This window comes from Rhizobium sp. BK196, from assembly GCF_014193255.1.
In the GTDB taxonomy this organism is placed as follows: Bacteria; Pseudomonadota; Alphaproteobacteria; order Rhizobiales; family Rhizobiaceae; genus Rhizobium.
The window spans coordinates 1-11,539 of record NZ_JACHZB010000007.1 but is presented as its reverse complement, the minus strand read 5'-3'; the positions used below and the strand labels follow the sequence as shown (position 1 = coordinate 11,539).

General features: G+C 57.9%; 11 protein-coding genes. 2 read left to right on the top strand and 9 right to left on the bottom strand.

Annotated features, from left to right (window positions below; translation table 11 throughout):
* Positions 1 to 90: 90 nt before the first annotated feature.
* The 4 genes from FHT78_RS21320 to FHT78_RS21305 all read right to left on the bottom strand — a co-directional run bounded on the left by FHT78_RS21320 (position 91) and on the right by FHT78_RS21305 (position 3,368).
* Positions 91 to 420, bottom strand: a complete 330-nt coding sequence (locus tag FHT78_RS21320; RefSeq protein ID WP_183748405.1) for a hypothetical protein — start codon at positions 418 to 420, stop codon at positions 91 to 93.
* Positions 417 to 1,205: a DUF2092 domain-containing protein gene (locus FHT78_RS21315; protein WP_183748403.1), complete on the bottom strand. Its 789-nt coding sequence runs from the start codon at positions 1,203 to 1,205 to the stop codon at positions 417 to 419. The genes FHT78_RS21320 and FHT78_RS21315 overlap by 4 nt, the downstream gene beginning before the upstream one ends.
* Before the next feature lie 154 nt (positions 1,206 to 1,359).
* A complete protein-coding gene (locus tag FHT78_RS21310; RefSeq protein ID WP_183748401.1) occupies positions 1,360 to 2,160 on the bottom strand; it encodes a cysteine rich repeat-containing protein in 801 nt (266 codons plus the stop codon).
* A 383-nt stretch (positions 2,161 to 2,543) separates the two neighbouring features.
* A complete protein-coding gene (locus tag FHT78_RS21305; RefSeq protein WP_183748399.1) occupies positions 2,544 to 3,368 on the bottom strand; it encodes a MerR family transcriptional regulator in 825 nt (274 codons plus the stop codon).
* A gap of 141 nt (positions 3,369 to 3,509) precedes the next feature.
* Between FHT78_RS21305 and FHT78_RS21300 the strand changes: the two genes are divergently transcribed.
* Together FHT78_RS21300 and FHT78_RS21295 are read left to right on the top strand one after the other, a co-directional pair.
* Complete coding sequence (locus FHT78_RS21300; protein ID WP_183748397.1) at positions 3,510 to 4,790, top strand: 4-aminobutyrate--2-oxoglutarate transaminase; 1,281 nt, start codon at positions 3,510 to 3,512, stop codon at positions 4,788 to 4,790.
* A gap of 4 nt (positions 4,791 to 4,794) precedes the next feature.
* Entirely contained in the window at positions 4,795 to 6,273 is a 1,479-nt protein-coding gene (locus FHT78_RS21295) for an NAD-dependent succinate-semialdehyde dehydrogenase (protein WP_183748395.1), read from the top strand.
* Between the two features lie 141 nt (positions 6,274 to 6,414).
* Here FHT78_RS21295 and FHT78_RS21290 read toward each other — a convergent pair whose 3' ends face one another.
* The 5 genes from FHT78_RS21290 to FHT78_RS29135 all read right to left on the bottom strand — a co-directional run.
* A complete protein-coding gene (locus FHT78_RS21290; protein WP_183748393.1) occupies positions 6,415 to 7,440 on the bottom strand; it encodes an ABC transporter permease in 1,026 nt (341 codons plus the stop codon).
* A 42-nt stretch (positions 7,441 to 7,482) separates the two neighbouring features.
* A complete protein-coding gene (locus tag FHT78_RS21285) occupies positions 7,483 to 9,024 on the bottom strand; it encodes a sugar ABC transporter ATP-binding protein (protein WP_183748391.1) in 1,542 nt (513 codons plus the stop codon).
* A gap of 74 nt (positions 9,025 to 9,098) precedes the next feature.
* Positions 9,099 to 10,064: a sugar-binding protein gene (locus FHT78_RS21280; RefSeq protein WP_183748389.1), complete on the bottom strand. Its 966-nt coding sequence runs from the start codon at positions 10,062 to 10,064 to the stop codon at positions 9,099 to 9,101.
* A 448-nt stretch (positions 10,065 to 10,512) separates the two neighbouring features.
* A complete protein-coding gene (locus FHT78_RS21275) occupies positions 10,513 to 11,283 on the bottom strand; it encodes a glucose 1-dehydrogenase (protein WP_183748858.1) in 771 nt (256 codons plus the stop codon).
* A gap of 27 nt (positions 11,284 to 11,310) precedes the next feature.
* On the bottom strand, positions 11,311 to 11,539 hold a 229-nt coding region (locus FHT78_RS29135; RefSeq protein WP_210289914.1), incomplete at its 5' end, for a hypothetical protein.

Genomic DNA, 11,539 nt, shown 5'->3' with positions numbered 1-11,539 from the left:
TTTTGTGTCCGGAATTGCGTAAAAAACAAAGAGATAGAGCAGTTCTGGGATTCGAAGGAAAACGGAAATGCTCTCGCCTCGCATGCGAACTTATTGCACGATCACCTGAATATAAACGCCGCCGCTCTTGGCGTAATACAAGCCGCCGCAGCGGTAGTAATAACCACCATAATAAGCACCGTAGACGCAACCGGCGGGCAGCACCGCAATGGTGGTCGCCGTTCGGCGGACAACCCGGCGCGTCGTGCGACGGGCAACGCCGGCGTAGGACAGCGGCGTCAGGGGCCGACCGATGACAGCGCCCGCCGGTGTGGCGAAGCCGATCGACACCGGCAGCGGACCTTGCCCTTCCATGCGAAAATCCGTGAAGGTCATCGCGCCGGCAAGGCAGAGGGCGAAAAAGAGCGTGCTGCGGGTCATTGCATCTCTCCTGTGACAGCAGGCGCCGGAAGCTCGTCGATCGATTGAAGTTCGCTCAGATCCACGGTCTTGGCATTGGCAGGAACGTCGATGTCGTAGGACGTGGCGCCAACGGCCGCTCCGCTTTTGAAGTCACTGATCTCAAGCGTATATTGCGGCGCCTGGACGACATGTTTACTGGTGATCACATAACGCCGAGGTATCGGCTGCGGTCCCGTCTGTATCCAGATCTGCCAGTCGATTTCCGGCGTTCGAAAGGCCAGATATTCGCATTCCACACCGTCGACGAAGGCGCTGGAAATGTGCTTCGCCTCGGTTACATCGGTCATTAGCGTATCGAAGACATGCGACGAGAGAAGATCGGCGCCAGGCGCTTCCACGCCCGCATTGGCGAGCCGGTCGATCAGGTCATCGAGCGAGCCCTTGCCGTCAATCTTCGCATAGGCATCGAGATTCTTCCCATGCACCGTCAGTTTCGAACCATCGAAACTGACATCGATATCGGCAAAACCACCGGTTCTCGTAACACGCAGTTTGTCAGGCCGGGTGATATTGGCCGTACCCGAACTGACGAATTGCAGCTTCTCGAAGTCCGGCGTCACTGCCTCGAGCGATGACTGGTAGTTGAAGGATATTGTCTTCTGTGCCACCAGGAAATCGGACATGGCCTTCAGAAGATCTTTTGCATCATCTGCCCATGCACGGGTTGGCAGAACGAGACCGGCGGCAACAGCGGAATAGGCCAGTATTCGTTTCAATCGCGATAGATGAGAAGTCGATGACATGGCAACTGCCTTTCATTTGTGTCGTCATTGAATTCATCAAATGCGGAGATTTCGGATGTCCCGCGGCAACAGCGGAACGGCTGTCTGGAGCCGTCAGAAGAATGCCTGACGGCTCAGGCATTCTTGGCGGAAGTAGATAGGATTTGGAAAGTCGCTAGAGCCCCGAGGTCAGCACCCTATGGCAAGCCGGCGACACGCGCTGCAGATTGTCCCGTAGGCACGAGATGACCCGGCCGCCACCGATTGGCACCTTCCGGCAGAAAGCCCGGAAATCAGGCCCGCACGTCTCACGCACGATCATCACTTCCTCACGCGGAGAGAAGACAGGCATGACGGCCGGTCGAGTTACCGGCGGCACGGCAGCTGTTGCAGCACCCGCACCGGCAGCGGGCGCGCCTGGTGCACCGATGGCCGCAATGGCCTGCTGACAGGGCGCCGACAGGCGGGCATTATGCTGCTGCAGGCAGGAGAGTGCAGCAGCACCTCCCGGGGCCACGCCGGAGCATTGCGCCATGAAATCGGAGCGGCAGGCTGACTTGACGGCATCACGCTGCGCCTCGGTCGGTTGAGCCGCCGTCTGAGCGCCAGTTGCCGGTGCCGGCGTCGCCGCCCCTGTCGTGACAGGCGCCGCTTGAGATGGCTCTGCAGCTGTCGATTTCGGCTTGGCGGTGATCGCTGATACCGCTTTGCGGCAGGCAGCGGAGAGAGTGGACTCGTGTTGCTGCAGGCAATTCAGCGCCTCGATGCCTCCCGGCTGCACACCGGTGCATTGCGCGATGAAATCGGAGCGGCATGCTGCCCGGACCTCGCTGCGCTGCTCCTCGGTGGGTGCCTGCGCGACAGCAATCCCTGCAAAAAGACTGGCTGCGCAGAAGAGACTTGATACCGACAGCCCCAACGGAAGCCAACGCCTCTTGCGCCGTGTTGCCGATTGAGAAGATGCATATTTTCGCATTGTTCCCTCCCTGGAAAGTTTATCGATTTACGGCATGAATACTCCGGCTGAACGAGACAGCAGACCTGGAAAGACCAATAGAAATGCGTGCGCGGAAGCTTAAAGCGCCACACGGAATTACTTTAGCACATTCGAAATTTAGAAAGTAGACGCGGATATCAAGATAATGGTTAGCCCGCTATGCTTACACCGTGCCTGCCGGATTTCGAGATGTCATGGCACCGCGACACGATTTACATCTCAGTCGTCGATGATGAACGCAATGCGGTGAACCCGCGGAAGTTCCGATTGGCGGTGCTCAGATCATCCGGAGCGAAGGCACGCTTACCGGCGCGTCCGAACAGAATTTGCACATATCGACCCTGCGCTTGACCGAAAGCGGCTTAAAATGTCGAAGGAGTGTTGATCCAGATCAGTGTCGTCTGACCATCGAAATTATTGCGCCACGAGTGCCACCGGCTGCTGTCGAAATAGAAGCTGTCGCCGGGACGCAACTCGTGAAACTGATCGCCATCGAGGATGATTTCCAGGCCACCTGTCAGCACATGGATGAATTCTTCGCCCTCATGCTGATAAGCACCTTCGCTGGATGCACCGGGCGCCAGATCGAAGCGGTGGCATTCCATCTGGTTGTTACCTTCGGCAAGAACCTGAATTGTTACGCCGGAAGCGGTGGTTGGCCAGGTCGTCCACTGGCCATCCCGCACCAATGATGCGCCCTGCCGAGATTTCCCCTGGCCGCTGAGGGTCGCAATCGTCGTACCCAGATACTGGGCCACATTATGGAGCGCCGTTAGAGAGATGCCTTGCGATGTTCGCTCGAAAGTGGAGAGGACAGATACCGTCGTGCCGGTCGATCGTGCCACCGTTTCCAAGGTTAGGCCGGCCTTCTTCCGCAGATGACGTACTTTCATACCGATGGGCAGGTCCGAGGCTTCGCGATCCTCTACTATTGGCATGATGGACTGGCGGTCCGCCGTGTCATCCAATGTGAGCGCCTGCTTGATCGCAGCTGGATTGAGGCCCTTTTCGCTTCGCAACCAACTGATGGTCTTCAGCCGCTCTAAAAGGGCTCTATCATAAAGGCGCTGCCCCGAACGTGTACGGATGGGCTCGATCAACCCCTGTTGCTCCCACAGCCGTAGCGTGGAAGCCGATACCCCGGCCATGCGGGCGGCTTCAGCAATTTTGAGGTGGATGATGTCCATAAACCGGCGCTTCTGGTGGTGCCTCTGGTCAATCTTCATAATTGCAAAAAGGTACGTTGAAAACCTACAGAAAAAATGTAGATAATATTTATAAGGCGATTACGCTCGTAAAAATGCGATAACTCAGGGGACCATACCATCATGCAGAATCTTGAAATTGCTTCGCGCCGCACGGACGCGATATCTCGCGGCGTCGGCGTCACGACACAGATTTACGCCGATAAGGCGCAAAATGCTGAGCTCTGGGATGTTGAAGGTCGCCGTTATATCGATTTTGCAGCGGGCATCGCCGTGGTCAACACCGGCCACCGGCATCCCAAAGTGATCGCTGCCGTCAAAGATCAGCTCGATCATTTCACCCACACCTGCCATCAGGTCGTACCCTACGAAAACTATGTGCGTCTGGCCGAGCGCCTGAACCATCTCGTCCCCGGGGATTTCAAGAAGAAGACCATCTTCGTCACAACAGGCGCGGAAGCCGTCGAGAATGCCGTCAAGATCGCCCGCGCGGCCACCAATCGCTCTGCAGTTATCGCCTTCACCGGCGGTTTCCACGGACGTACCTTCATGGGCATGTCGCTGACAGGAAAAGTCGTGCCTTACAAGAACGGCTTCGGCCCCATGGTGCCCGACGTCTTCCACGTTCCATTCCCGGTCGAACTGCACGGTCAGACCATCGAGGATTCCCTCGCCATTCTGGACAAGATGTTCAAGGCCGATGTCGATCCGAGCCGTGTCGCTGCCTTCATCGTCGAGCCGGTGCAGGGTGAAGGGGGCTTCTATGAAGTTCCGCGCACGTTCATGCAGAAGCTGCGGGAGATTGCCGATAAGCATGGGATTCTGCTGATTGCGGACGAAGTCCAGACCGGTTTTGCCCGCACGGGAAAACTGTTTGCCATGGAGCATTTCGGCGTCGTGGCCGACATCACCACCATGGCCAAGGGTCTTGGCGGCGGCTTCCCTATTGCAGCCGTTACGGGCCGCGCAGAGATCATGGACGCACCAGGCCCCGGTGGTCTCGGAGGCACCTATGGCGGCAACCCGATCGGCATTGCCGCGGGCAATGCCGTCCTGGACGTCATTGAGGAGGAAAACCTCAACGAACGGGCGACCTCGCTCGGCAATCGCCTGAAGCAGAAGCTTCAATCGCTGCGTGACGGCGTTCCGCAGATTGCCGATATTCGTGGGCCGGGTTTCATGAATGCCATCGAGTTCAACCTGCCCGGAACGAAAATGCCAAATGCCGATTTCACCAATAAGGTGCGTGAGCGCGCTTTGCAGAAGGGGCTGATTTTGCTGACCTGCGGTGTATACGGGAATGTGATCCGCTTCCTCGCGCCTATTACCATTGAAGACGATGTTTTCAACGAAGCGCTTTCCATTCTCGAAACGACGCTGCGTGAATGTGCTTCGGAGGCTTGATCCCATGACGATTTCGCAAAAACTCGTATCGATGCTCAAGGACCCGTCCCTTGCGACCGACAAGACGCTGATTGCCGGCAAGTGGGTGGCTGTGAGCGATAGCGGCAAGACCTTCGACGTAACCAACCCCTCTACGGGTGAATTGGTCGCGACCCTTCCCGACATGGGTCGCGAGGAGGCCGCGCGCTGCATCGAAGCGGCCTACAGGGCGCAGAAGCTCTGGGCCGCGAAGACCGGCAAGGAACGCGCGGCTGTTCTTCGCAAATTGTTCGACCTTCTGGTAGCAAATGCTGACGACCTCGCAGCCATTCTGACCATGGAAATGGGCAAGCCATTGGCCGAAGCGAAAGGCGAGATCCTCTACGGCGCTTCTTATGTGGAATGGTTCGGTGAAGAGGCCAAGCGCGTCTATGGCGACACCATCCCCGGCCATCAACAGGACAAGCGCATCATCATTCTTAAGCAACCGGTCGGCGTCGTGGCCTCTATCACGCCTTGGAACTTTCCCAATGCGATGCTGGCCCGCAAATTTGCTCCGGCCGTTGCCGCGGGATGTGCGATGGTGTCCAAACCGGCTGCGGAAACGCCGCTTTCTGCCTTGGCTCTCGCTGTTCTGGCAGAACGCGCTGGGTTGCCCGCCGGTATATTTAATATTGTTCTCTCGACGGATTCCTCGTCTGTCGGCAAGGAGTTCACGGAAAACGACAAGGTCCGCAAGCTGACATTCACCGGCTCCACCAATGTCGGCAAAATCCTCATGCGCCAGGGCGCGGACCAGATCATGAAGCTCGGTCTGGAACTGGGCGGCAACGCGCCCTTCATCGTGTTCGACGATGCGGATCTGGACGCCGCAGTAGAAGGCGCGATGGTTTCGAAATACCGCAACAACGGACAGACCTGTGTATGCGCCAACCGTTTCTACGTCCAGTCCGGCGTTTATGATGCTTTTGCGAAAAGACTCTCGGAAAAGGTTGCATCCATGAAGGTGGGCGACGGCTTCGAGGCAGGCGTCAACGCCGGACCGCTAATTACGCAAAAGGCTCTGGAAAAGGTCGAGGAGCACGTTTCCGACGCCGTATCGAAGGGTGCGGAAGTGGCACTTGGCGGCAAAAGGGACGCGCGCGGAGGGCTGTTCTTCCAGCCAACGGTGTTGACAGGCGTAACCACGAACATGAAGGTCGCCCGTGAGGAAACCTTCGGTCCTGTGGCGCCGCTCTTCGAGTTCGAAACGGAAGAAGACGTTATCGAAATGGCCAATAATACCGAATTTGGCCTGGCGTCTTATTTCTACTCGAAAGATATGTCGAAAATCTTCCGGGTAGCCGAAGCCCTGGAATACGGCATGGTAGGCATCAATACCGGCCTCATCTCCACGGAGGTCGCCCCCTTTGGCGGCATAAAGCAATCCGGCCAAGGTCGCGAGGGATCGAAATACGGCATCGAGGACTACCTCGAGATTAAGTATCTGTGCCTGAGCATTTAAGACTGTTGTTGATCACTTTACGCGTGAATGCCTGGCTCTGGTCGCCGACGCATCCCTCTCAAGTTACCAACAAAAAAGCCCGCTTGTCGCGGGCTATTTTGTCCTACCGGCAAGCCTGATACACTGGTCTCATCCACCGACCTAGTCCTGATTGGCAACCGCCGGCAATTTGCCTTCGTCCGAAGCACGCGCTTCAGTCTGCCGGGCGGCTGAGATGAGGCGGCGATGTGCGCGGATCGCGTTCCATTGTTGGTCGACCAGTACGCCGATGAGGATCACGCCACCCATGACGGCGAAATTCAGCGACGAGGGGATACCAAGCAGATTCACGAGGTTCTGCAACTCCTGGAGCAGGACCGTTCCGAGCACGACGCCAACGATCGATCCCTCGCCGCCGCGGAGCGAAAAGCCACCGAGTACGGCAGCGGCAATCGCGTAGAGTTCATAGAACTGGCCATGGCTGGCCGGGGAGATCGAGCGTGTATACATGGCAAAATAGATTGCCGCGAGCGCCGTAAGCAGTCCGCAGATGACATAGGCCGACATCACCATTCGGCCGGTGCGGATACCGGAATAGCGGGCCGCCTCCTCGTTCTTGCCGATTGCGTAAAGATAACGCCCGAAGACGGAGCGATGCAGCACCACCCACATGACCACGGAAATGATGACGAGCGCTATGAAGGTGTTGGGAACGCCGTAGAACCGTCCGGCGGTCATGAACTCGAGGTCCGGGAAATTTTGGCCGAACGCAAAACCCGCCGTTCCGTCGGCCGTATAGAAGCGCGCCGCCCCGCGATAGATAAGGAGGCCGCAGAGAGTGACGACGAAGGGTTGCAGGTTCAGCCGGGTGATCAGCCAGCCGTGAATGGCGCCTATGGCCGCGCCGAGCACTAAAATGAGTGGTAGCGCCAGCATCCATGGCATATCCTGGACCGCGATGAAATCGACAAACAGCACACCAAGAAGCGCGACGAGCGAACCCACGGAAAGTTCGATACCGCCTGTAATAATGACGTAGGCCTGGCCAATCGACAGGATGCCGAACAGACCGATCAGGTTGGCGGTATTCGCCAGATTGATCGGCAGCAGGAAGCGCGGATTGATGATGGCGACGACGATGCCGACGACGACGATCAAAAGCAGCAGTCCAAGATCTTTTTTGATCATTCGAGACCCATTCCCCGATACCTGATTATAGTGCCGCGGCGGCTATTTTACGCGTTTGCCGACAGCAAGCAAAAGGACGCTTTCCTGACTGAATTCGTCCTCATCGAGAATGCCGGCGATCTGGCCCTCATGCATGACGGCAATGCGGTCAGAAACGCCGATCACCTCTTCCATGTCGCTGGAGATCATCAGGATCGCGACACCGGCATCGGCAAGCGCCCGCATCAGGCCGTAGATCTCGTTCTTCGCGCCGATATCGATGCCGCGTGTCGGCTCGTCGAAGATCATCACCTTCGGACTCATCGACAGCCATTTGGCAAGCACCACTTTCTGCTGGTTGCCGCCGGACAGAGTGCCGGTTCGGCTCGAAACAGAGGGCGCCTTGATGCCGAGGCGAACGCGCTGCTTTTCGGCCGCCGCCGTCTCCCGCTCGGCGGAAAGTATGAAGCGGTTGGCGAGCATGGGGAGATCGGCAAGGGTTATGTTCTGGGCGATAGGGAAATCAAGAAGAATGCCGTTACGCTTTCGATCCTCCGGCACCAGGAAAATGCCGCGAGCAACGGCGTCCCGCGCGGAATGGACTGCGATTTCCTGCCCGTCCTGCAGGATGACTCCGCCGTAACTGCGATCAATGCCAAAGAGCACTCTGGCAAGCTCGGTACGGCCGGACCCCACGAGACCAGCGAGCCCCAGGATTTCTCCATACCTGATTTCCAAATCAACCGGGCGGCTGGGATAGGCCTCGGTGCGCACGGCACTTATCTTCAGCGCAACTGAGCCGGGTGAGCGCTGCGGCTTTGCGGTACGGGCCGCAAGCATCCGGCCAATTATCAGCTTGACCATCTGGTCGTGGCCGATGTCCTTCTTGGCGAGCGTGCCCACAAGCGCGCCGTCACGGAGTACGACGACCCGGTCGGCTACGCGCTCAACCTCGTGGAGCCGATGCGAGATGAAAATAACGCTGATGCCATCCGCCTTCAGCAATTTGATGATGTTGAGCAGCCGCTCGGTTTCAGCCAGCGGCAGGCTGGAAGTGGGTTCGTCGAAGATGACGAGCCTCGCGTTGATGGACAGCGCCTTGGCGATTTCCACCATCTGCTGCTCGGCCAGCGAAAGCGACGCCACGGGTGTGTCGGCGGAAAAATGCGCGCCCACGCGCCTCAAGAGCGGCTTCACCATGTCCCTTAGTCGATCGCGATCGACGAGCTTAAGAGGTCCCGCCTTCAGCGGTTCGCGCCCTAGGAAGATATTGGCAGCGACGTCGAGATTCTCAAAGAGATTGAGTTCCTGATGTACGAAGGCGATGCCGGACGAGATGCTCGATTCCACAGTGAGGGAACGAAGTTCTGCCCCGTCGAGCAGGATCGTGCCCCGATCCGGTGCGACCACACCGCCGAGAATCTTCATCAGCGTCGATTTCCCAGCCCCGTTTTCGCCGACAAGGCCGATGACCTCGCCTGGCATGATGTCCATTGATAGGCCCTCGAGCGCAACGACACCTGGATAGGTCTTGCCAACACCGGAAAGCGAAAGGAATGGCGTTCCGGGCACGCCCTGCGGAGGGATATCGAAACTATGGTTCATCGGCTGTCCATGGCTACTGATGCTGTCGGCACGAATGCCTTTCGCGGCGGCGGTGAGTGCCGCCGCGAAAGAGGTTATTTTCCAGCCATGGCCTTCAAGTTGGCAGCATACTTGTCGACGTCATCCTTACCGATGATCACCGTCGGGATGATGATCAAGCCGTCGGCGGGAATGCCGGACTTGTCGCCCTTGAGGTAGGCGGCCATCAACTTCATGCCTTGATAGGCCCATTCGAACGGCTGCTGCACGACGGTTGCCGCAATCGTACCTTCCTTGACGCCGCCGAGCGTGATCGGATCGTCATCAAAGCCGACGACGGTGATTTGGCCGAGTTTGCCTGCATCGCGCAGCGCCTCATAGATGCGCGGTGTGTTGTAGGAGTAGAAGCCGACCATGCAGGTTAAGTCGGGGCTGGCTACCAACGCATCCTCTACGTTCTTCTTGGCGCGCGTCTGGTCGATGTCGTCACCGCGAACATCGACCAGCTCGATCTTGGTACCCTTGAGCCCCTCCTTCATCCCTTCGATGCGCTCGCGGGCGTTATCGGCGCCCAGGAGACCAACGAAGCCCATGCACTTACCACCGTCCGGCATTGCCTTCTTGGCGATTTCGGCGGCCTGTTTGCCGGCGTCGACGTTTGAAGAACCGATATAGGCCACGCGGTTGGTCTTCGGCGCATCGCTGTCGGTGGTGAAGAGAGCAGTCTGGGAGCCAATCTTGTTGAGGCCGTCCGTCTGGGTCTTGGGATCGACAGCGGAGACCATGATCCCCTTGACGCCGGCGCTGACGAGATCTTCCATGAGACGCTGCTGAATGGCGACGGCCGCCTGCTCAGGATATTTCAGTTCCATGTTGTAGTCTGGCATCTCGCCGTGCGCCTTCTTCACCCCCGCCTCGGCTGCTTTCCAGAAATCGGATGCTCCATTGACGACGAATGCGAGTGTCGGCTTGTCGGCGGCATGAGATGCAGCCATCGGCGCCGCACTCAGCATCAACGCGGCGAAAAACAAGGCTGCACTTTTCCGTTTCAGCTGTTTCATAATACTCCTCCCAAGGGCCGCTGTTGCGAGGGCCCGTTCGCGACTACGGCCGGCCGAATGCGCGCCCCTCCAAGGTCCGTCGCGAAGCGACGTGTGGCACGTGTGCCGATCGCAACACGACGGTATACCAGAATCTAAATTAGTAAATAGTAATATTAATGCCGATCGAAACATGTCGATGCTGGGTCAAGTCCGCCCGCGGCACTACTGCAAAAGCTTCGCATGTGGGAGGCTTTCAGCTGGATCTAGTTGTCGGGGGCCTGATCACACGTAGGCTGTTGGCTGCAAGCCTTGGACCGAAAGGAGATAATTTCCGCTTTGCGCCAGTGGGCGGGCACAGGCATTGTGCTCCAGTCAATACTGTTCGACGATCTTAGATCGCTTTCGCCTTTGCTGATGACGTTAGCGATCCGTCTTCATAAGACTATGCTGCAGGCGCGCCTCAGCCTCAGGCGACGGACCATCCACCGTCCACCAGCAGGTTCGCGCCGGTGATTAGGCTCGCGGCCGGTGATGCAAGGAAGACTACGGCACCCACCACATCGTCGGTTTCACCGATCCGGCCGAGCGGGATGTGACCGAGCGTCGCTTTGCGATTGTCGGCATCGGATAGGAAAGGTGCCGTACCATCGGTGTGGATGAACGTCGGCGATACGGTATTTACGGTGACATTGTAGCGTGCCCATTCGGCTGCGAGGCAGCGCGTAAGATGATTAATTGCCGCCTTGCTCATGCAATAGATTGCCTCGCCACGCAGTGCCACGGTACCGGCCTGTGAGCTGATGCTGATGATCCGGCCCCCATTGCGCTTGATCATCTGACGGCCAACTGCCTGCGTCATCAGAAAGGTGCCCTTGATGTTGACATCGAGTATCTCGTCAAGGTCCTTCTCCTCAACGAGTTCCGCGAGATTGCCGGGAGCCACGCCGACGTTGTTGACGAGGATGTCGATCCGACCGAACCTGGCAAGCGCCGCATCGACGGCTTGGGCGATATGGGCCTTATTGGGAATGTCCAGTTCAACAGGAAGAACTTTTCGTCCCGCGCCTTCGAGTTCCGCAATCAGGCCCGCCGAGGCTGCGACATCACGGACTCCTAAAATAATATCGGAGCCCGCTGCGGCACAGGCGACTGCGCAAGCTCGACCGATGCCGCGGCTCGCTCCCGTCACCAAAGTCACCTTGCCCGCAAGGCTGAAGTCCGGTGCGTTCTTCTGCATCATGATGCCTCCCTCAATGAAGCTCATTTATGCCAGCGTCGGCTTGCGGATGCCAGACGGGAATCGGCGCCGCTTATGGAGAAGCGGTTCGCGGCGTTGCAGCGTCACGACTATCTGGAGAAGCGTCGCGCTGGCGAACTTGAGACGGAGCAGAAACAAAAAAGCTCCTCGACGCTTACGCGGAGGAGCTTTTGTTGAAGCGACTTGAATGGCAAAATATTCAGGTGTCGGTGGTTGCGGGGTCAGGATTTGAACC